This window comes from Streptomyces muensis, assembly GCF_021474425.1.
Lineage (GTDB): Bacteria > Actinomycetota > Actinomycetes > Streptomycetales > Streptomycetaceae > Streptomyces > Streptomyces muensis.
Window position 1 is genome coordinate 1 of record NZ_JAKEIP010000010.1, and the last position, 19,961, is coordinate 19,961.

Consider the following 19,961-nt stretch of genomic DNA (forward strand, 5'->3'; position numbering starts at 1 on the left):
GCGCTGCCGCCGGGAGGGCGGGCAGTGCCGACGGCAGCGCGGGCAGATTGCCACCCGGCGTGTCGTACGCGGCGGGGACCCGGATCGGGGCGATCTGCGGGGTGCCCCGCTCGGCCACGAGCGAGTCGTAGATCGGAGTGTCCGGGAAGGAGGCGGAGTAGTAGCCGCCGCCATAGGTGGAGCGGGGGGAGGTCATGGCGCATACGTTAAGCCCACGATGTGCTGGTTGGGGAGACCGATAAGAGGGTTGTTTTATGTGTCCGCAGTGACGCCGGATCCCCAATGCGAGCGAACTTGGCAAAAAGGGACGCCAATCCGCGCTCGGATCGTGTAAAAGCCGGGTTCCGGGCGGGTTACCGGGGGTTGGCCGTGGGTGTTCCCGTGCCTCTCATGGGAGTTCTCCGGCGCGGGGAATAGGTTGACCCTGTAGAAACCCGATGAGCTGCCGGGACATCCCTGGCGCGGTGACCCGTGATGGGGGCGGACATGTCAATGCCGAAAGGATCGAACGTTCCGGTGCCGACGACGGCGCTGCGGGTCGAACTGGGCTGGCGCTCCGGGCCGGGCGTGCCCGACGCGGACGCCTCGGCGCTGCTGCTGGTCGGCGGAAAGGTCCGTTCCGACGGGGACTTCGTCTTCTACAACCAGCCCGAGCACTCCTCCGGCGCCGTCCGTCACGAAGGCAAGCGGGACGCCGGCGGCCGGGTGACCGACAGTCTGCTCGTCGACCTCGCGCGCGTGGAGCCCGCGATCGAGACCGTCATCGTCGCCGCCTCGTCCGACGGCGGCTCGTTCGGCCAGGTCCCGGACCTCTACATCGAGGTGAAGGACGGCGCTCAGGGCACCGTCGTCGCCCGCTTCGACAGCACGGGCGCCACCGTGGAAACCGCTTTCGTGCTCGGTGAGTTCTATCGTCGCCAGGGCGCCTGGAAGTTCCGCGCGGTCGGCCAGGGTTACGGCAGCGGTCTCGAAGGCCTCGCCACCGACTACGGCATCACGGTCGACGAACCCCAGCAGGCGGCGCCCGCCCCGGCGCCCGTGGCCCCGCCGGCCGCGAACCCGATGACCAGCCCGCCGCCCGCGGCTCCTCCGGCCCCCGTGCAGCCGCCCGCCATGCCGTCGGCCCCGCCGTCCGCACCCCAGGCACCGCCGGTCAGCCTCAGCAAGGTGACGCTCACCAAGGCGGCCCCCTCGGTCTCCCTCACCAAGCAGGGCGGCACCTCCGGCGCCATGCGCGTGAACCTCAACTGGCAGGTCCGCAAGCAGTTCTCGGGCTGGGCCAGCAAGCTGGGCCGCCCGGTCGCCATGCACAACGACCTCGACCTCGACCTGTGCGCCCTGTTCGAGCTCACCGACGGCCGCAAGGGAGTCATCCAGTCCCTCGGCAACGCCTACGGCGCTCTGCACCAGCCGCCGTACATCCATCTCGACGGCGACGACCGCACCGGCGCCGTGACGAGCGGCGAGAACCTCACCATCAACCTCGACCACCAGCGGGACTTCCGGCGCATCCTGATCTTCGTGACCATCTACGAAGGAGCGCGTTCCTTCGCCGACCTGCACGCCACGGTCACCCTCACACCGCAGCACGGCGCGCCGATCGACTTCTCGCTCGACGAGTGCACGGTCCCCTCGACGGTGTGCGCCCTCGCCCTGATCACCAACACCGGCAGCGATCTCGTCGTCCAGCGCGAGGCCCGCTACCTGGTGCCCGAGCGGGGAGTGAGCCCGCAACGCACGGTCGACTACGCCTACGCCTGGGGCATGAACTGGACTCCGGGCCGCAAGTAGTCAGCCCTCGTCGGGCACCGCGTCCGGACGGGTGTAGGTGCGGCCCTTCCAGGCCGCGCCGCGTCCCCGGTAGTGCTGTACCGCCGAATCGACCGTCATCAGGAGATACAGGAACGCGGTGAACGGCAGCAGCGGAGCGAGCCACAGCGGCTGACGGTAGTAGCGGAGCATCGGGACGTACGTCCCTGTCATCACCAGCCACGCGAGCCCGCCGACGACCGCCGTCGCCGTGTCCCCGACGGCCGGACCGGCGATCACGGCCACGGGCGGCACCAGATAGACCAGAGCCAGCCCGGCGACCGTTCCGGCCAGCAGCAGCGGGTTGTGCCGCAACTGTGCGTACGCGCTGCGCGACACCATCCGCCACAGGTCGCGCAGCCGTGGATAGGGACGCACGCTGTCCACCCGCTCGGCCAGCCCCAGCCAGATGTGGCCGCCGCCGCGCTTGACGGCCCGCGCGAGTGCCACGTCGTCGATGACGGCCTGGCGGATGGCGTCCGGAATCCGGGCCCGCTCGGCCGCCTCGGCGCGCAGCAGGACGCAGCCGCCCGCCGCGGCCGCCGTACGCGCCCCCTTCCGGCCGATCCGGCGGAACGGGTACAGCTGCGCGAAGAAGTAGACGAAAGCCGGCACCACCAGCCGTTCCCAGACGCTCTCCACCCGCAGCCGGGCCATCTGCGAGACCGCGTCGAAGCTCCCCGTCCGCGCCGCCGCGACCAGGTCTCGGAGACTGTCGGGCGCGTGCGCGATGTCGGCGTCCGTCAGCAGCAGGTACTCGGGGCCACGCGCGCGTGCCAGCCCGATGCCGTGGCGCACCGCCCACAGCTTGCCGGTCCAGCCGGCCGGCGGTTCGCCGGGGGAGGCCACGGTCAACGGCAGTCCGCCGTGCCGGCACGCGAGCTCGCGCGCCAGGTCTCCGGTGCCGTCCGAGCTGCCGTCGTCGATCAGGAAGATCTCCGCGTGCCCCGGATAGTCCTGGGCGAGCAGCGACGGCAGGCTCGCCGGCAGCACGGCGGCCTCGTCGCGTGCCGGGACCACGACGCAGACCGACGGCCACTCGTCCGGTTCCGTCCGCCGCGGGAGTCTGACGTCCGTACGCCAGAAGAAGCCCTGGCAGAGCAGTAGCCACAGCCAGGCGGCGAGTGATGCGGCGGTGGTCCACGCGATGGCGCTCACGCGCGCAGTCTGCCCCACACCAAGGGCTCGCAAGGGCCCATCGTCTATCGTGGCCGGGTGAAGATCGCGCTGATGGACTCCGGAATCGGCCTGCTCGCGGCGACCGCCGCGGTACGGCGACTGCGACCCGACGCAGATCTCGTGCTCTCCCTCGACCCCGACGGCATGCCCTGGGGCCCCCGGACTCCCGAAGACCTCACACGGCGCGCCGTGGCCGTGGCGGACGCCGCCGCCGCGCACCGGCCCGACGCGCTGATCGTCGGCTGCAACACCGCGACCGTGCACGCCCTGCCCGCCCTGCGCGCCCGCCTCGAACCCGGCATACCGGTCATCGGCACGGTGCCGGCGATCAAGCCGGCCGCGGCCGGCGGCGGCCCTGTCGCCATCTGGGCCACCCCCGCCACCACCGGCAGCCCCTACCAGCGCGGTCTCATCGAGGACTTCGCCGACGGGGTGAGCGTCACCGAAGTGCCCTGCTTCGGGCTGGCCGAGGCGGTGGAACACGCGGACGAGACGGCGATCACGGCGGCCGTCGCCGCGGCCGCCGCGCTGACCCCCGACGACGTGACGACCGTCGTCCTGGGCTGTACCCACTACGAACTCGTGGCCGAACGCATCCGCGCCGCCGTCCAGCGCCCCGGCTTCCCCCCGCTCGTCCTGCACGGCTCGGCCGGAGCGGTCGCCGCGCAGGCCCTGCGCCGACTGGGCGAGCAGCCCGCTCCCGCGGCCGCGGCGGACGGCACCTTGACCGTGCTCCTGAGCGGCCGCGAGGGCACGCTTCCCGAGCCCGCCCTCGCCTACGAAGAGGGCCGTCTCCTCCAGGCGATCAGCCCCGCACGCTGACCTGCCGGCACAAAGCGGACGCCCTTGGTCCGCCATGGCCCGGTCGGCGCAGTCACCCTGTGCAGCGCGGTACCAGCGCAGCGAAACCTGAGTAACCTCATAGGCATGAGGGACCACCCCCACGGCAGGAAGCCGCACCCCGATGTCTGGACCGGGCGGGCGACCAACCGGGTCCAGTGGCTGCTGGCGCTCGTCGGCGCCGCCTGTATGGCGCTCGGGATCGAGCTGGCCGTCGACTCCCCGTGGACCGGCGGTGTCGCCCCGCTCGTCATGGCCGTCGTCGGCTGCATCGCGGCCGGGCTGCTGGTCGTCTTCGGCACGCTGGCGTTCGTCCATGTCGCGCTCAGGGTCGACCACGAGTGTCTCGAGGTGCGCTGCGGACATATCGGTGTGCCGCGCCGCCGTATCCCGCTGTCCGAGGTCGTGGGGGCCGACTTCGTCCCGCTCGTCACTCCGCGCCACTGGGGTGGCTGGGGCTACCGGTGGCGGCCCGAGAAGGGCACCGCGGTCGTCGTACGACGTGGTGAGGGCCTGGTCCTGCGGCTGTGGGACGGCCACACGTTCACGATCACCGTGGACGACGCCGAGGCGGCCGTGACGGTCATCAGGGACCGCTTGCGCACCCGGGCAGCCGGCACGGCGCTCTAGGCGCCACGCGTCAGGGGCCGATGGAGCGCTGCCCCTCGGGACCGATCGAGGGCTGCCTCTCGGAGCCGATCGAGTGCTACGCGTCGGGGGTCGAGCGGTCGCCACGCGCGCGTACGTCCCTCTCGTGCCGCGCCGACTCGTCGGCGATCGGGCGTGCCGTGGCCAGCCCCGCCAGCAGGCCCGCGCCCACCGACACCATGGTGAAGCTGAGCGCGTTGCCGACCGCGGCGATGGCGGCCAGCGCCGTCAGGGCCGCGCCCGCGGTGAGCGCGACCGGTGTGGGGCGAGCCGTGCGCCACAGCGCGAACAGCATCCAGCAGAAGGCTGCCGCCAGCAGCAGCAAGCCGACGACCCCCTGTTCCGCCGCCTGCTGCAAGGGCGCCGAGTGGGGTCTTACCGTCGGACGGCAGCGTCGCCCCGGCCGTCGTACTGAGTTCGCCGAAGCGCCCCGGGCCCACGCCCAGGGCGGGCTCCCGGCCCGCCATGCCCAGGGCGTCGTGCCAGAGCTCGACCCGGTGGCGCGTGAGCTGGGCCTCCAGCCACGCGGCGAGTCCGTCGGGCACCGCGCTCGCGGCGACCGTCCAGGTCAGCCCGGTCACCGAGGCGGCGGCCAGGGCCAGCCCCGCGATGCCGACGCCACGGCGGCGGAGGTGGCCCACGGCGAGCGAGCACAGCAGAACGGCGGAACAGGCCACGAAGCCGGTGGTCGAGCCCAGCACCGCAGCGGTCACCGCGATCCCGGCGGCCAGCGAGCGCAGGCCCAGGCGCAGGGCCGGTGCCGGCGTGGCCCAGGCCGCACAGCACGCGGCGCCCGCGGAGAGGGTGAGTACGGCGGCGGTGGCTCCCGCGTGCCCCAGCGGCGCGACGATCTGCGGGCCGGGAGAGAGATGCGGAACACCCAGCGTCAGGCCCACTCCGGCCAGTGCTCCGGCGCAGGGCGCGGCGACCGGCAGCAGCGCTCCGCTGATCCGGCCCGCGGCATAGCCGGCGGCCACCGCGAGGATCGCGAGCAGGACACCCTCCGGCCGGCCGTCGTGCACGGCGGCCGAGATCAGCGACCAGGCGGCGCAGGCCCCCAGCACCACTACGCCGGCCGCATCAGAAACGTTTCGTCTGTCGCTGTCCTCATCCGGACCTGCCGCAGACGTCATCCCCGTGACATCCACCCCGCCCCCCGAACCCGGTCCCCCGACCTGTGACGGACCTCGCTCGCCCGGACCTGACCCGCCGGTACGACCAAGGCTCCGGCTTACCGTAACGGCTGATGGTCGATTTGTGGACGTGTCGTGCAGGAACGACAGTCGATGCGGCCCACGGCACAGGACCGGCCACCGCACCGGGCCGGCCCCGTGCCGCCATGGACCGCGCTGTCGGCGCCGAGGTCAGCCGCCGTACACTCCCGGAGTGACCGTCACCGCAACTTCCGTGGGCGAGTCGGACCAGCTGCCGTCGCAGACAGCGCCCGCCTCGCGCGCGGCACGGCTCGTGCGCCTCGTTCCGGCCCTCGCCGCCGCGCTCTCCGGAGTGCTGCTCTACGTCAGCTTCCCGCCGCGCACCCTGTGGTGGCTGGCCGTGCCCGCCTTCGCTGTCTTCGGCTGGGTGCTGCGCGGCCGCAGCTGGAAGGCGGGCCTGGGCCTCGGCTATCTCTTCGGCCTCGGCTTCCTGCTGCCGCTGCTGGTGTGGACCGGAGTGGAGGTCGGACCCGGCCCCTGGCTGGCGCTGGCCGCGATCGAAGCGGTCTTCGTCGCGCTGGTGGGCGCGGGAGTCGCCGCGGTGTCGAAGCTGCCCGGCTCGCCCCTGTGGGCGGCGGCGCTGTGGATCGCCGGAGAAGCGGCACGCGCGCGTGCGCCTTTCAACGGCTTCCCCTGGGGCAAGATCGCCTTCGGCCAGGCCGACGGCGTCTTCCTGCCGCTCGCCGCGGTAGGCGGCACACCCGTGCTCGGCTTCGCGGTCGTCCTGTGCGGCTTCGGCCTGTACGAGGTAGTCCGCCTGGCCGTGGAGCGGCGGCGCACCCGGGCCGTCCAGCGCTCGGCGGCGGCCGTCGCCCTGCTGAGCGTGGCCGTACCGGTGGTGGGCGCGGTGGCGGCACGGCCGCTGGTCAGCGACAAGGCGGAGAACGGCACCGCGACCGTCGCCGTCATCCAGGGCAACGTCCCGCGCGCCGGACTGGACTTCAACTCCCAGCGGCGGGCCGTACTGGACTACCACGCGCGGGAGACGGAGCGCCTGGCCGCGCAGGTCAAGGCGGGCAAGGTCGAACAGCCCGACTTCGTGCTGTGGCCCGAGAACTCCTCCGACATCGACCCGTTCGCCAACGCCGACGCCCGAGCGGTCATCGACAGCGCCGCCAAGGCGATCGGGGTGCCCATCTCCGTAGGTGGCGTCGTGGAGCGCGACGGCAAGCTGCTCAACGAGCAGATCCTGTGGGACCCGGCCAAGGGGCCCGTCGACACCTACGACAAGCGGCAGATCCAGCCGTTCGGCGAGTACCTGCCGCTGCGCTCGATCGTCGGGGCGATCAACGAGAACTGGACCTCGATGGTCCGCCAGGACTTCAGCCGGGGCACCGAACCGGGCGTGTTCACCATGGACGGCGCCAAGGTCGGCCTCGTCACCTGCTACGAGGCGGCCTTCGACTGGGCCGTGCGCTCCGAGGTCGTCGACGGCGCGCAGATGATCTCCGTGCCGAGCAACAACGCGACCTTCGACCGCAGCGAGATGACCTATCAGCAGCTCGCCATGTCCCGGGTCCGTGCCGTCGAGCACAGCCGGACCGTCACCGTTCCCGTGACCAGCGGCGTCAGCGCGATCATCATGCCGGACGGGAGGATCACGCAGAAGACGGGCATGTTCGTCGCCGACTCACTGGTCCAGAAGGTTCCGCTGCGCTCCTCGGAGACGCCCGCCACGCGGCTCGGCATCCTGCCGGAGGTCGCCCTGCTGCTGGTCGCCGCGGGCGGTCTCGGCTGGGCGATCGGCGCCGGACTGCGGGCACGGCGCGCCGGTACCGGTGCCGGTGACGCGTAGCCGTACGCCGGGCGCACGCCGCCGGAAGTCACCGGCAGTGCCGCCATCGGCCCGTTAGGGTCGGGATCATGGCTACTCCTGACTTCATTCGTACGATCCGGGCCGCCGCCGGCCACCAACTCCTGTGGCTCCCCGGCGTCAGCGCCGTCGTCTTCGACGACGAAGGCCGGGTCCTGCTGGGGCAGCGCGCGGACAACGGAAAGTGGACGGTCGTCAACGGCATCCCGGACCCGGGCGAGCAGCCCGCTGTCGCCGCTGTGCGGGAGGTGTACGAGGAGACGGGCGTCCGCTGTGTCGCCGAGCGGGTCGTCCTGGTCAGGTCGGGCGGCGAGGTCACCTATCCCAACGGCGACATGTGCCAGTTCATGGACATCACCTTCCGCTGCCGGGCCGTCGGCGGCGAGGCACGCGTGAACGACGACGAGTCCCTTCAGGTGGGCTGGTTCGAGGTGGACGCGCTGCCCGCGATGGCCGAGAGCCAGCTGTTCCGGATCAAGCAGGCCCAGTGCGATGAACCCACGTGGTTCGAGCCCATGAGCTCGGACTGAAGTATGGGCTGTGACCATATGTGGCCTGGCGGGGGTGCTGCCTAGGGTCGAACCATGACCCCGCCCAGCATTCTCCCGGCCCAAGGCTCGTCCTTGCCCGTCCCGCTCGACCTCGGGGGCCGCACCGCCCTCGTCACCGGTGCCGCCGGCGGTATCGGCCGTGCCTGTGCGCTACGGCTGGCGGGGGCAGGGGCCAAGGTGAGAGCGGTCGACCGGGACGCCGCCGGCCTGGAGGAACTCGCCGAGGCGGCCCGGGGCCTCGCGGGTGCCGTCGAACTCCACGTCCTCGACCTCACCGACCTGGACGCCGCCGAACTCGCCGCCGCCGGCACCGATGTCCTCGTGAACAACGCCGGGCTGCAACTGGTGCGTCCCCTCGAGGAGTTCCCGCCCGACGTCTTCCACACGGTGCTCACCGTGATGCTGGAGGCGCCCTTCCGGCTCATCCGTGGGGCCCTGCCCCATATGTACGGGCAGGGCTGGGGCCGGATCGTCAATGTGTCCTCCGTACATGGGTTGCGAGCCTCGGCCTTCAAGTCGGCCTATGTGGCCGCCAAACACGGTCTGGAAGGACTCTCCAAGACCGCCGCCCTGGAGGGCGCACCCCATGGCGTCACCTCGAACTGTGTGAACCCCGCCTATGTGCGCACACCACTGGTCGAGAAGCAGCTCACCGACCAGGCGCGGGCCCACGGCATTCCCGAGGAACGCGTGCTGTCCGAGGTGCTGCTCCAGGACAGTGCGGTCAAGCGGCTCATCGAACCGGAGGAGGTCGCCGAGGCCGTGGCCTATCTGTGCGGCCCGCAGGCGTCCTTCGTCACCGGTACCTCGCTCGTGCTCGACGGTGGCTGGACCGCGCACTGACCGGCCGACGCGCGGTGGAGGTTCTGAGTTATCCACAGGGCTGACGGAGCGGCGGTGCGATGAGCAATCCTGTCGGCATGTCTCGCGATCACGTGCACCCCGCCGAGCGCTCCACGGCCCCTGCCGGAGCGCCCCTGAGCAGCGCGGAGACGCCGTTCCTCGAGCTGCTGGCCCGGGGCGCGTCCGCCGATGCCTATGAGCAGCCCGTGCTGCTCGCCCGCGCCGAGGGCAGATCCACCGAGCGGATCGTCGCCCTCGAACAGGCCAAGCTGCTCGCGCTGCGCGTGCGCTCCGAGCTGGAGGGGAGGCGCAGGCGCGAGGCCGAACTGTCGGCCCTGTTCGAGACGGCCCACGACCTGGCCGGCCTGCGGGACCTCGATGCCGTGCTCCAGGCGATCGTGCAGCGCGCCCGGTCGCTGCTCGGCACGGACGTCGCCTATCTCAGCCTGAACGACCCGGCCAGGGGCGACACCTATATGCGGGTGACCGAGGGATCCGTCGCGGCCCGCTTCCAGCAGCTGCGGCTCGGCATGGGGGAGGGCCTCGGCGGCCTCGTCGCGCAGACCGCCCGCCCCTATGTCACCGACGACTACTTCAAGGACGACCGCTTCCAGCACACCCTCACCATCGACTCCGGCGTGCGCGACGAGGGGCTGGTCGCCATCCTCGGGGTGCCGTTGATGCTGGGACACCATGTCATCGGGGTCCTGTTCGCCGCGGACCGACGAGCCCGGGTCTTCGAGCGGGAGCAGATCGCGCTGCTCGGCTCCTTCGCCGCCCTCGCCGCGGCCGCCATCGACACCGCGAACCTGCTCACCGAGACCCGCTCGGCCCTGGCCGACCTGGAACGGGCCAACGAGATCATCCAGGACCGCAGCGGAGTCATCGAACGGGCCTCCGACGTTCACGACCGGCTCGCCGAACTCGTACTGCGTGGGGGAGGGGTGCACGACGTGGCCGCCGCGGTCTCCGAAGTCCTCGACGGAACGGTCGAGTTCGCGGAGGCTCGCGACGCACCGGCGGACGCCCTGGAGATCTCCCGCGTCGAAGGCCACGCGGTACGCCACGACGACGACTGGATCGCCGCCGTGGCCGCGGGCGGAGAACTGCTCGGCGCGCTGGTCCTGCGCGGCCACCCCGGCCTCGACCCCGTCGACCAGCGCACCCTGGAGCGGGCAGCGATGGTCACCTCCCTCCTGCTGCTCGCCCGGCGCTCCGCCGCCGAGGCCGAACAGCGCGTCAGGGGCGAGCTGCTGGACGACCTGCTCGACGCCCGCGACCGCGACCCGCGCCTGCTGCGCGAACGCGCGGCGCGACTGGGCGCCGACCTCGACGCCACCCACGTCGTCCTCGCCGCCCGCCTCGACGCCACATCGGCCGACGCCGACCAGGAGGCCGCCGCCCGCAGACGCCTGTGGTCCGCCGCGTCCCACCTCGCCGCGACCCGACACGGCCTGGCGGCCGCCCGCGACGGCGGCACGGTCCTGCTCCTGCCCCTCACCGCGGGAGACACCGCCACCACCCTGGCCCGCAGCACCGCCCGGCACCTCGGCACGGCCGTCCACGAGGCGGTCACCGTCGGAGCCTCCGCCGCCGTCGAGGCCCTGGCCGCCCACCCGGACGCTGTGGCCGCCGCCTACGAGGAAGGCCGGCGCTGCCTGGACGCCTTGCGACTGCTCGGCCGTACCGGCGACGGCGCCGCCGCCGAGGACTTCGGATTCGTGGGGCTGCTGCTGGCCGGCGACCGGGACATCGCGGGCTTCGTCGACCGTACGATCGGCCAGGTCGTCGCCTACGACGAACGCCGCGGCACCGACCTGCTGCGCACCGTCGACGCGTACTTCGCCAGCGGGATGAGCCCGGCCCGCACCAAGGACGAACTGCACGTCCATGTGAACACGGTCGCCCAGCGACTGGAGCGCGTCGGCCGCCTCCTCGGCGACGACTGGCAGAGCCCCGCCCGCGCCCTGGAGATCCAACTGGCCCTGCGGCTGCACCGGTTGTCGGCACCGGCACAACGCTGACCCCCGCACGCACGGGCGTACGGGGGCCGCTGCGAGGGAGGGCGGTGTGCGCGGTGGACGCCGGGCGGATCAGCCGACGTGTGCGTCCGTCGCCCGGGCAGCCGTCGGCTCCGCGTCGCTCGGAGAGTCGATGTCGGCCAGGTCCCGATGACGGGTCTCCTTGGCCGCGCCGACCGCGATCAACGTCAGGACGGCAGCGGCGATGACGTACAGGGCGATCGGAGTGGAGCTGTCGTAGTCGGCCAGCAGCGCGGTCGCGATCAGCGGTGCCGGCGCGCCCGCCGCGACCGAGGCGAACTGGGCACCGATCGAGGCACCGGAGTAGCGCATCCGGGTCGCGAACATCTCGGAGAAGAAGGCCGCCTGGGGCGCGTACATGGCGCCGTGCAGGACCAGGCCCACGGTCACGGCGAGGATCAGGTTGCCGAAGCCGCCGGTGTCGATGAGTGAGAAGAACGGGAACATCCACAGCCCGACGCCGGCGGCGCCCAGCAGGTAGACCGGACGGCGGCCGATCCGGTCCGACAGCGCGCCCCAGGCCGGAATGACCGCGAAGTGCACGGCGGAGGCGATGAGCACGGCATTGAGAGCGGTCTGCTTGGAGACACCGGCCGAGGTGGTGGCGTAGACGAGGATGAACGCGGTGATGACGTAGTAGCTGATGTTCTCCGCCATCCGCGCGCCCATCGCCACCAGCACATCACGCCAGTGGTGCCGCAGTACGGAGACCAGCGGCAGCTTCTCGGCGTCGGTCGTCCGCGTGGCCTTGCGTGCCTCCGCCTGCTCCAACGCCTGCTTGAAGACAGGCGATTCATCGACAGACAGACGAATCCACAAACCGACGATCACCAGTACGCCGGACAGCAGGAAGGGGATGCGCCAGCCCCAGGTGCCGAAGGCACTGTCCGACAGCAGGGCCGTCAGCAGGGACAACACCCCGGTCGCCAGCAACTGCCCCGCCGGCGCGCCGGTCTGCGGCCACGAGGCCCAGAAACCACGCCGTCGCGCGTCGCCGTGCTCGGACACCAGCAGTACCGCCCCGCCCCACTCACCACCGAGCGCGAAGCCCTGCACCAGGCGCAGCACGGTCAGCAGCACGGGCGCCGCGGACCCGATGGTCGCGTGCGTCGGCAGCAGCCCGATCGCGAAGGTCGCCCCGCCCATCAGCAGCAGACTCAACACCAACAGCTTCTTGCGACCGAGCCGGTCACCGTAGTGCCCGAAGACCAACGCCCCCAACGGACGGGCGGCGAACCCGACGGCGTACGTCAGAAACGACAGGAGCGTGCCGACGAGCGGGTCGGAGTCCGGGAAGAAGAGTTCGTTGAAGACGAGTGCGGCTGCGGAGCCGTAGAGGAAGAAGTCGTACCAGTCGATAGTTGTTCCGATGAAGCTCGCTGCCACGACTTTCCGCATCTCGCGGAGTGTTGGGGCGGGGGCTGTGGGTGCGGTCATATCGGTCACTTCCGGGCGGGGACGAGGGTGTTTTGGGTGCTGCACAGGCTAGGAACTGCTGCAGCGTCGCCCCATGTGGTGTGAACCCATACTTTGATGCCGTCTGGTGGTGCGAAACGCTGTGGAGTTCGCCCGTTGGAACACCTGTCAGCACGCGTTGTCATCTGTGGTGACCTGTACCGTGCTGGTTGGGTGGTTCGTGTGCTGCTGAACTGTTCCGGGCAGGGTGCTGCTGTTTGACGAGCGGGAGCGCGTTCGCCGAGGCTGTCGGCCGGAGGAACCTGCCCGTCCGGATGCTGTGGCGAAATTTCCACTGTGCCCGCCGTCCAGCTCGTAACGTGTTCTGCCATCCTGCGTCGAATGCAGAACAAACCCGGCGTTCAGTACGCCGGACTCGCCCTCAGCGGAGCGCTCGCCGGACTCGCCGGGGTCTTCCTCAGCATGGGCTATGTGTCCTTCTTCGTACGGGACATGACGGCCGGCCGCGGCTTCATCGCCCTGGCGGCGGTCTTCCTCGGCGGCCTGCCCCCTGGGGCGTCTTCCTCGCCGCCCTCGGCTTCGGCGCGGCGGAAGCCCTGGCCGTACAGCTCGGCACGCTCGACGTGCCGCCCCAGCTGGTTTCGACGATCCCGTACGCCATGACACTCGTCGCCCTCGCGCTGTACGCGTGGTGCCGCAAACGCCGGGGCGTGGGGCAGGCGGCTCCGGCCTCGCTCTGACGCGGCTTCCGGCACGCGTCGTAGGAAACCGGCGATCCTGTGTGGTGGTGGGGCGGGCGACTCGGCGGTCGTTGCGGCGCCGGGCGACGGGGGAGCCCGTTTGTGCCCGGCGCCCTACGGGTGCGCGCGGGAGGCCGGGACCGGCCATGCCCCCCGGGCCAGCAGGTCGAGGACGAGCGCCGCGATGCTCCAGGCGTCGTCCTCGCCGCGGTGATGGCGTCCTTCGAGCGGCAGCCCGGCGATCTGAAGAGCCTGGGACATACCTGGCTTCCTCCGCAGCCCGTAGGCCGCCGCGAACACGGCCTTGGCGTTGGTGTGGCTGCGTTCCGTCGGATAGCCGAACGGATAGGCCACCCCGTCGGCCTGACTCTGCCGCGCAACTTGCCGACGGTCGTACTCGCCCCAGCTCGCCCAGGGCCGCTCCCCGGCCCCGTACTCCTCGACGAGGATCGGGCAGCCTCGGCCAACGTGCCCCCCCGTGCCACCTCGGCCTGCGTCAGCCCGGTCAGTTCGGTGCAGAAGTCGCTCACCGCAGACCGGACAGGGCGCACCAGGACACGGTGCCGGGACACACGGCGCCGCGCCGATACGTCCACCACGGTGAGACCGATCTCGATGATCTCGCTCACGGAGCCGGGCGGAGGCTGTCCGTCCCAGCAAGTGGCTTCCACATCGATGACGTTGAGCAGGGAGGATTCGTGGCGCACGGGGTTGAGAGTAGGGATGGGCATCCGGCTCCGGCACCTCGATTTCTGAATGGCACGATCAGTGATGACGCCGGACGTCCGTTCACAGCGCCCCAGGGAGGGCTCCGTAGGGCGTGTCCAGGATCGTCAGCGACTCGGGGTGCACCAGGGCTCCCGGGAGGCGTGGGTGGGGGGTCAGAACACCCGCCGCCAGCAGGTGCGCGAGGGGCGGGCCCGGGTCGTGGGGGATGCGGTCGCGCAGCCAGGCATCGGACACCGCCGGGCTGGAGCGCAGGCAGGTCAGGACGGTTGTCATGGCCGGCTCGCGGTCGACGCGCTCGATCGCCTCGTCGATCAGGGCGCCGTAGGCCGTGATAGTCGCGGTCCGGTGATGGGCTGTGTCGGTGACGGTCCGTGCGAACAGCTCACCCCATACCTCCCACCGTCCCTCCGCCGCGGAGACCACCGCCTCGTTGTGTTCGTCACGGTGGCGTTCGATCCAGCCCTCGATGTCGAGCAGAAGTCCCGGCATGAGGCCGGCGCCCACCAGGTCGCACTCCGCGAGCAGGCGCGCGGTCCGGCCGTTGGCGTCGGGGAACGGATGGATCGTCAGCAGCCGCACCATGCTGAGCGCCGCCGCGTCCAGGGGCGGCGAGAAGGTCCGGGTGCCCCACTCGTACCAGCGTCGGACGTGGTCGCGCAGTTCCTTGCCCGGCCTCACGGCCATGACGAAACACCGTCCGTCCGACCAGGTCACCCTGGAGGTGGAACGCCGAAAGCCCTCGGTGCCGGGGATGTTGGGGTCCGCGGCAACGAGCAGCCTGTGCAGTTCGGCGAGCGCGTCAGGGGTGAAGCAGGGGCGGCGGTCAGGCCGTTCGGCGCGTTCCGCGCGGACCGAGTGCACAGCCAGCAGGCCCGCCGCGGCGCGGCCCTCGGCGGCCTCGGCGATCAGCGCGGTCACCTGCCCCTCCTCCACCTGGGCGAGGTGGCGGTGGTGCATCTTCATGCGGAAACGGGGACGGTGGAACAGGTCGGGGTCGCCGAGGTGCCGCCGCGCGGTCTCTGCGAGGGTGGCCAGGGCGGCCAGCGCCGTAGCGCGGGCCGCCGCGGGGACCACCTCGGCGTCGAGCGGTGGCACGACGGGGGTGATCCGTCGTGCCGCCGGTCCAGAGGGGTGCAAGGGCATCAGAGGGCAGTCGGTCTCAGCAGGAGCGCACGGTGACATTGCCCGTCGGGACCGTGACGTTCACGTACTCGGTCCGGTAAGAGAGGGTGAGCCAGTCGAACGACGTGACCTTGTAGAGATTGGTCTGGTACTCGACGTAGATCGTCCAGCTCTGACCCGGCTGGAGGGTGACATCGATGCCGGTGCTCCGGCTGATGGTCGTGTTGAGCTGGGCTCCGAGCTGGACGCTGAGGACCTCGCCCGCCTTCGCCGAGATGTTTCCGCTGACCTGGTACGAGACGTCGTACTTGACGGTCTGGTTGTACTTCACCTCCGACGTGAGTTGGTTGCGGTAGCAGTTCTCGGGCTTTTCCCAGGGCGTCCCCGGGCTGTAGAGGATCGCGCCTGCCGCGCTGCCGCCCCCGGACGCCTCGGTCCAGTCGTAGCTGGGCATCCCCGGATCCGCCGGTGCGGGGACCGGCGTGGAGACCCCGTCGACCACGACCGTGGGCAGGGTGGCGTCCGCCGGCGCTGGTTCCGGTGCCTCGCTGACGTTGGTTCCATCGGTCACGACCGTGGGCAGAGTGGCGTCCACCGGCCCCTGGTCACCGTTGTCGCCGGGGTCCCCGGGATCACTGGGAACACCAGGGTCACTGGGGTCACTGGGGTCGTCGGGGAGCTCGATGGGGTCCTCGCCGGGCGGTTGATCGTCGTTGCCGCACGAGGAGTTGTTCTCTACACAGGAGGCGTAGGCCGTGTACGGGGCGATGAACGTCGGCACCGTGGTGAGCACAGTGGCACCGAGTGCCGCGGCCACCGTCATGCGTCTGAGCTTCACGTTTGCTCCGGGTCGGGAGGGGGTGGGAGTGTCGGAACGATCCGGACGGTTTGAACTGCCTGAACCAGCGGGACCGTGGGAGATTCGGTTCCGCACACTCGTTCCTGCGAACGGCGTCAAGTATTTGCACTGGCGAGCAACGCAGCATTGGGGAAACCCCCACAACCGCCCAACCCTCCGCCAGAACGGGCTGGTTGTCCGCCGTACGACGAGTCGTGCTCGTGGTCAGCAGCCGGGTTCGTGGTGGGAGAGTTTGTGGTTGACCCGCTCGCCGCTCATGGTGCCGGTGGGGCTCCCTGGATTGCTCACAGCTGCCACTCCAGGCGGCCCTCCCGCCTGATCTTCAGGCCTGAGCCTCTCTCCCCGCGCGGGTTCGACGTAGGACGGTGCGGTGCCACTTGGTGATGACGGCCGCGGGGTCGCCGAAGTAGGACCAAGGCACCGGCGTGGCCCGGCCGTCGACCAGCTCGAAGAGGTGCGCCGCTTCGGAGTGGAGACCGCCTTCGCATGCCGCGTGCAGCAGGTGGTTGAGGTCGGCGACGTCCTGCGCCCGGTCGACGCCGTCCCAGTTGACGATCCATGAATTCCAGGTGCGACGGGTCTCGGCGACCGCCAAGTCGCTTTTCCAGTGCTGGCGCAGGAAGAGCGCCATGTCTCCCTCGTGATCGAGGCGGTAGCGGTATTCCTCGGCCCGTGCGACCTGCAGGAGTACGGCGAGTGGCGAGCCGTCCGGAGTGTTGCTCGCCACATCCCGGGCGAAGTCGTACATGGTTCCGTGTGAGCCGTGCCAGCGCGCGGAGAGGTGGCGCAGCATCTGGTTGTGGGCTTCCCGGTTGTCCTGGTGGCGGAATTGCAGCTCCTGCCACCAGCGGTTGACCAGAGGGTGGCCGCCTGGGTAGAGCCGGGCGATGGTGAGGAGCGACACCCAGGGCACAGGGTCGTGCGGGTACGCGTCGGCCGCCCGGAGGCAGGACCGTACGGCCGTGTCCCGTCGGTCCTGTCCGACGTCGCCGGCGTTCCCGGCGGCCACCGCGAGGTTGAAGCAGCGCATGACCTCTGTGGCCGCGCGCAGCACCAGCGCGTCCGGGGTGTGCGGTTGGGCGGTGTGCCATTCCTCGGCGACGGTGGTGCCGGCCGCGGCGTGGGCGAGCAGGCGGATCCGGTGGGTGCGGCGGTCCCAGTCGTACCCGGTGGCCTGCAGTAGCCCGGGAAGCCCCTGCCAGCGACCGATGGTGATGTCCTCGCGCGCTCTTGCGAGGCCCTGGTCGCCGAGCGTCACATCGAATTCGGGAGTGAACGTCTTGCTTCCCGGAGTCATGGCCTGCGCCCCCTCAGAAGTCCGTGGCTACGGTGTCGTCGGCGGACGAGGCAGGCACAGGCTCCAACCTTTCGTACTCTCGCGCGACTTGTTCGGTCTTCGCGGCGTCGAGCCTGTGCGGTCGGTAGTAGGTGCTGCGCCGGTACCAGACCATCGGAATCAGGCCCAGGGCGAGAGCGCCGAGGCCGATCCCGATGGCGGTGGAGTCGAGTGCGCCCAACGACTCGAAGAGGATCCAGAACATGAAGAGCGCCCCGGTCAGCGGCCACAACCCGCCGAACAAGAAGTTCGCCCAGCTCTTCATCAGCACCTTGCGGTAGGCGACCACGACCGCGAGCCCGGCCAGTCCGTAGTAGACGGCGATCTGGAGTCCGATGGCGGCGACTGCGCTGTCCAGGATGTCGCCGACCGAACCGAGCGAGTTGGAGGCCACGAAGAGACTGAGGGCGACCGCACCGACGGCCACGAGCGCGACCCAGGGCGTGTGATAGCGGCGGTGGGAGGTGCCGAGAGCGGTCGGCATGGTGCGGTCGCGGCCCATCGCGAAAAGGGAACGGGTCACCTGGATCAGGGTGGTCTCCAGGGTGGCGATGGTGGACAGCATGACGGCGACGATCAACAGCTTGCCGCCAAAGCCGGGCCAGACGCGCTCGCCGAGGACGGCCAGGACGTTGGCGCTGTTGACCTCGATCTCGTCGGCGGTGAGCAGCATGTTCACCGAGATCGTGAAAACCTCGAACAGGACGAAGACGACGGCGAGGCCGATGAGGCCTGCCAGCCCCGACGTCTTGCGGCTGTTGCGCGTCTCCTCGCTGAGGTTGCTGGTGACGTCCCAGCCCCAGTAGTAGAACGCCGCGATCAACGCGCCTGCCGCGAAGCCCTGTACGCCGTCGAAGTGGCTGAAGCCCAGCCAGGACCAGGAGAAGTGCTCAACCGCGTAGTCGTGAGACAAGGCCGCCATGGCGAAGCCGAGCAGGATGAGCAGTTCGATGCCGGACATGATCATCTGGGCGTGGACCGTCAGTCGCGCCCCCATGAGCACGACGACGAGCATCACCAGGAACCAGGCCGCGCCGACCGCGGTCGCCAGTGCGGTGTTCTCGGCCAGGTCCGGGGCGAACAGGGACAGCGTCATGCTGCCCGCCGGCAGTGAGCCCGCGACCATGAAGATCGTGGCCGAGACCACCAGCGCCCAGCCGCTGAGGAACCCCAGGGAGGGGTGGAGGGCGCGGGCCACCCAGGAGTAGCTGGCGCCGGCGTTGATGTCCAGTCGCCCCAGGTAGTTGAACGCCCAGGCGATGCCGAACATGGGTATCGCGCAGTAGAGCAGCGCGGCAGGGGCGGCGAAGCCGACCGTGCCGACGAGCACGGCAGTGGTCGCCGCGAGCGAGTACGCGGGTGCACTGCCCGCCACGGCCATGACGATGCTGTCGAAAGTGCCCAGGACGTTCGCCTGGAGCCCTTTGGGTCTACTCATGAGGTTCAGCGGTGCCTTCCGATACAGCTGCTGTTTGTTGGTGCCCCGACAGGAGCGGGGGCCGACCCCGCACAGTCACTGGGACGGCTGGCCAGAGGGCCCCGCGTCCTACTGGAAGATGGCGGCCGAGTCGAGGAGTTGAGGGTGTTACTCAGCCGACAACTCATCCACCACGGCGGGTTCGGCTTCGGTCCGTCGATCACCGATCGTCAGACATGACCGGCACAGTAGAGCGCCCCACCGGCAAAAATGCCCGCGGCACCCTCCCGCTGCGAATTTGCGTAGTGGATTACGTAGTTGATCGAAGACGCCCGTGAAATCACGCGGACGCATCCCGGGAAGACGTCAGTGAAACCACGCAATCGCATACCTGACTGGTGAGCTGGACGCCGTGCTCATTCTCTCTGAGCTAGCCTCACCGCATGCCTCTCACCGTTGATCAATTGGCCGGGTACGTGAATCGGGATCTGGACGCCGATCTGGCGCGCTGGTTCCCCGACGAGCCGCGGGTCGACATCCCGGCGTCGACCCGTCCGGTCGAGCCGTTCCTCACCAGGCTTCCGCGCGACGCCGCGGCGGCGTTGGCGGGCTTCGACCGCAGGGTCCGGTCGGGAACCATGCCAGCAGGGTTTCTTGACATATACGACTGGTCGTACGGCTTCGACTTCGCGGCCAACGACTGCCAGATCCTCGACTCCGACTATGAGACGGAGCTTTCCGATGACGATGGGTGGTCCCTCGGCGCCGACGGAGGAGGCAACTACTACGTCGTGCTGGCCAACGGCCGGGTCGCGGTGTGGTTCCACGAGGAAGAGGTCATAGAGGCCGAGACGCAGTTCGACAACCTCGACGTCTTCCTGTGGTCGGTCGTCCGGTACCGCGCCGTGCGTGCCGGCGCCCTCGACCTGGCAGCGGTCGAGGCCGACTTCCGCGCCTTCGGGCAGCCTGGAGTGCTGGCGGAAGTGACCGGACTCCTCGCCTCACTCTCGTGACGCCAGGCCCGGCACAACGGCAGCGTGGGTTGGGCACCTCGGACACGGGGCGGGTACCCAAGGGCACGTGCTGATATGACGTCCCGACTCCGATCCACCTAGACCGGCCACGAACACGGCATCTGGTCGCTGGCGACGGCCGTGGTGGACGGCCGGCCCGTCGTCGTCACCGGCAGCAATGACAAGACAGTGCGGGTATGGGACCAGACCGGGCTTTGGGCGCCCGTCCGTGGAGAGACAGGTTGAACCCCCGGCTGTCGCCGGACCGGCCACAGCGGGGCGAACTACGCCCAAGAAGCCTTGCGTTCATCCACTCGGCGATGCGGGCGACGTAGTAGGCCAGCGCGGTGACCACGGGCTGGACGTGGGCTTCCGCCAAGCCGCGGTAGC

16 protein-coding genes and 3 pseudogenes are annotated in these 19,961 nt (G+C 70.5%); 10 read left to right on the forward strand and 9 right to left on the reverse strand.

Translation table 11 applies throughout. The annotated features are described in order from the left end of the window. On the reverse strand, positions 1 to 196 hold a 196-nt coding region (locus L0P92_RS04750), incomplete at its 3' end, for a DUF6643 family protein (RefSeq protein WP_372497198.1). Positions 197 to 492: 296 nt separating this feature from the next. Between L0P92_RS04750 and L0P92_RS04755 the strand changes: the two genes are divergently transcribed. Next, the gene (locus tag L0P92_RS04755; RefSeq protein ID WP_234761223.1) at positions 493 to 1,791 is read left to right on the forward strand and encodes a TerD family protein; all 1,299 of its coding nucleotides are present in this window, start codon (positions 493 to 495) and stop codon (positions 1,789 to 1,791) included. Here the strand turns inward: L0P92_RS04755 and L0P92_RS04760 are convergent, their stop codons facing one another. After that, a complete protein-coding gene (locus tag L0P92_RS04760; protein ID WP_234761224.1) occupies positions 1,792 to 2,985 on the reverse strand; it encodes a glycosyltransferase in 1,194 nt (397 codons plus the stop codon). It lies immediately after the preceding gene. Between the two features lie 39 nt (positions 2,986 to 3,024). On the opposite strand from L0P92_RS04760, the gene L0P92_RS04765 reads away from it, so the two are divergent. Together L0P92_RS04765 and L0P92_RS04770 are read left to right on the forward strand one after the other, a co-directional pair. Further along, complete coding sequence (locus L0P92_RS04765) at positions 3,025 to 3,810, forward strand: glutamate racemase (protein ID WP_234761225.1); 786 nt, start codon at positions 3,025 to 3,027, stop codon at positions 3,808 to 3,810. 105 nt (positions 3,811 to 3,915) lie between these two features. Then, on the forward strand, positions 3,916 to 4,458 hold the full coding sequence (locus L0P92_RS04770; protein ID WP_234761226.1) for a hypothetical protein: 543 nt from the start codon (positions 3,916 to 3,918) through the stop codon (positions 4,456 to 4,458). A 76-nt stretch (positions 4,459 to 4,534) separates the two neighbouring features. On the opposite strand, the pseudogene L0P92_RS04775 reads toward L0P92_RS04770, so the two are convergent. After that, positions 4,535 to 5,609: pseudogene (locus L0P92_RS04775) on the reverse strand (O-antigen ligase family protein). 253 nt (positions 5,610 to 5,862) lie between these two features. On the opposite strand from L0P92_RS04775, the gene lnt reads away from it, so the two are divergent. From lnt to L0P92_RS04795, 4 genes are all read left to right on the forward strand, one after another. Beyond that, positions 5,863 to 7,485 (forward strand): apolipoprotein N-acyltransferase, encoded by a 1,623-nt coding sequence (gene lnt / locus L0P92_RS04780; protein WP_234761227.1) that lies wholly within the window; start codon positions 5,863 to 5,865, stop codon positions 7,483 to 7,485. A 68-nt stretch (positions 7,486 to 7,553) separates the two neighbouring features. Further along, positions 7,554 to 8,033 carry an NUDIX hydrolase gene (locus L0P92_RS04785; protein WP_234761228.1) on the forward strand — a complete coding sequence of 160 codons (480 nt, stop codon included), beginning with the start codon at positions 7,554 to 7,556 and terminating at the stop codon, positions 8,031 to 8,033. Positions 8,034 to 8,087: 54 nt separating this feature from the next. Further along, entirely contained in the window at positions 8,088 to 8,897 is an 810-nt protein-coding gene (locus tag L0P92_RS04790) for a 3-hydroxybutyrate dehydrogenase (protein ID WP_234761229.1), read from the forward strand. A gap of 77 nt (positions 8,898 to 8,974) precedes the next feature. Next, positions 8,975 to 10,921 carry a helix-turn-helix domain-containing protein gene (locus L0P92_RS04795; protein ID WP_234761230.1) on the forward strand — a complete coding sequence of 649 codons (1,947 nt, stop codon included), beginning with the start codon at positions 8,975 to 8,977 and terminating at the stop codon, positions 10,919 to 10,921. 69 nt (positions 10,922 to 10,990) lie between these two features. Here L0P92_RS04795 and L0P92_RS04800 read toward each other — a convergent pair whose 3' ends face one another. Beyond that, entirely contained in the window at positions 10,991 to 12,337 is a 1,347-nt protein-coding gene (locus L0P92_RS04800) for an MFS transporter (RefSeq protein WP_234761231.1), read from the reverse strand. A gap of 399 nt (positions 12,338 to 12,736) precedes the next feature. On the opposite strand from L0P92_RS04800, the gene L0P92_RS04805 reads away from it, so the two are divergent. Continuing rightward, entirely contained in the window at positions 12,737 to 13,018 is a 282-nt protein-coding gene (locus L0P92_RS04805; RefSeq protein WP_234761232.1) for an ABC transporter permease subunit, read from the forward strand. A gap of 191 nt (positions 13,019 to 13,209) precedes the next feature. Here L0P92_RS04805 and L0P92_RS04810 read toward each other — a convergent pair. The 5 genes and pseudogenes from L0P92_RS04810 to L0P92_RS04830 form a co-directional block, all read right to left on the reverse strand. Then, positions 13,210 to 13,826, reverse strand: a pseudogene (locus L0P92_RS04810) (3'-5' exonuclease). 58 nt (positions 13,827 to 13,884) lie between these two features. Next, on the reverse strand, positions 13,885 to 14,919 hold the full coding sequence (locus L0P92_RS04815; protein ID WP_234761233.1) for a Fic family protein: 1,035 nt from the start codon (positions 14,917 to 14,919) through the stop codon (positions 13,885 to 13,887). 64 nt (positions 14,920 to 14,983) lie between these two features. Beyond that, on the reverse strand, positions 14,984 to 15,784 hold the full coding sequence (locus L0P92_RS04820) for a DUF6426 family protein (RefSeq protein ID WP_234761234.1): 801 nt from the start codon (positions 15,782 to 15,784) through the stop codon (positions 14,984 to 14,986). 343 nt (positions 15,785 to 16,127) lie between these two features. Then, positions 16,128 to 17,102: a hypothetical protein gene (locus L0P92_RS04825; RefSeq protein ID WP_234761235.1), complete on the reverse strand. Its 975-nt coding sequence runs from the start codon at positions 17,100 to 17,102 to the stop codon at positions 16,128 to 16,130. A gap of 13 nt (positions 17,103 to 17,115) precedes the next feature. Then, a complete protein-coding gene (locus tag L0P92_RS04830) occupies positions 17,116 to 18,579 on the reverse strand; it encodes an APC family permease (RefSeq protein ID WP_234761236.1) in 1,464 nt (487 codons plus the stop codon). 422 nt (positions 18,580 to 19,001) lie between these two features. On the opposite strand from L0P92_RS04830, the gene L0P92_RS04835 reads away from it, so the two are divergent. After that, positions 19,002 to 19,571 (forward strand): hypothetical protein, encoded by a 570-nt coding sequence (locus L0P92_RS04835; RefSeq protein ID WP_234761237.1) that lies wholly within the window; start codon positions 19,002 to 19,004, stop codon positions 19,569 to 19,571. 114 nt (positions 19,572 to 19,685) lie between these two features. Beyond that, a pseudogene (locus tag L0P92_RS45630) lies at positions 19,686 to 19,817 on the forward strand (WD40 repeat domain-containing protein); the annotation flags it as partial. Positions 19,818 to 19,961 lie beyond the last annotated feature (144 nt).

Coding starts and splice junctions, on each gene's coding strand:
- L0P92_RS04755 (WP_234761223.1), top strand. CDS start 493: ATGCCGAAAGGATCGAACGTTCCGGTGCCGACGACGGCGCTGCGGGTC.
- L0P92_RS04770 (WP_234761226.1), top strand. CDS start 3,916: ATGAGGGACCACCCCCACGGCAGGAAGCCGCACCCCGATGTCTGGACC.
- L0P92_RS04785 (WP_234761228.1), top strand. CDS start 7,554: ATGGCTACTCCTGACTTCATTCGTACGATCCGGGCCGCCGCCGGCCAC.
- L0P92_RS04790 (WP_234761229.1), top strand. CDS start 8,088: ATGACCCCGCCCAGCATTCTCCCGGCCCAAGGCTCGTCCTTGCCCGTC.
- L0P92_RS04795 (WP_234761230.1), top strand. CDS start 8,975: ATGTCTCGCGATCACGTGCACCCCGCCGAGCGCTCCACGGCCCCTGCC.
- L0P92_RS04800 (WP_234761231.1), bottom strand. CDS start 12,337: ATGCGGAAAGTCGTGGCAGCGAGCTTCATCGGAACAACTATCGACTGG.
- L0P92_RS04805 (WP_234761232.1), top strand. CDS start 12,737: ATGCAGAACAAACCCGGCGTTCAGTACGCCGGACTCGCCCTCAGCGGA.
- L0P92_RS04825 (WP_234761235.1), bottom strand. CDS start 17,102: ATGACTCCGGGAAGCAAGACGTTCACTCCCGAATTCGATGTGACGCTC.
- L0P92_RS04830 (WP_234761236.1), bottom strand. CDS start 18,579: ATGAGTAGACCCAAAGGGCTCCAGGCGAACGTCCTGGGCACTTTCGAC.
- L0P92_RS04835 (WP_234761237.1), top strand. CDS start 19,002: ATGCCTCTCACCGTTGATCAATTGGCCGGGTACGTGAATCGGGATCTG.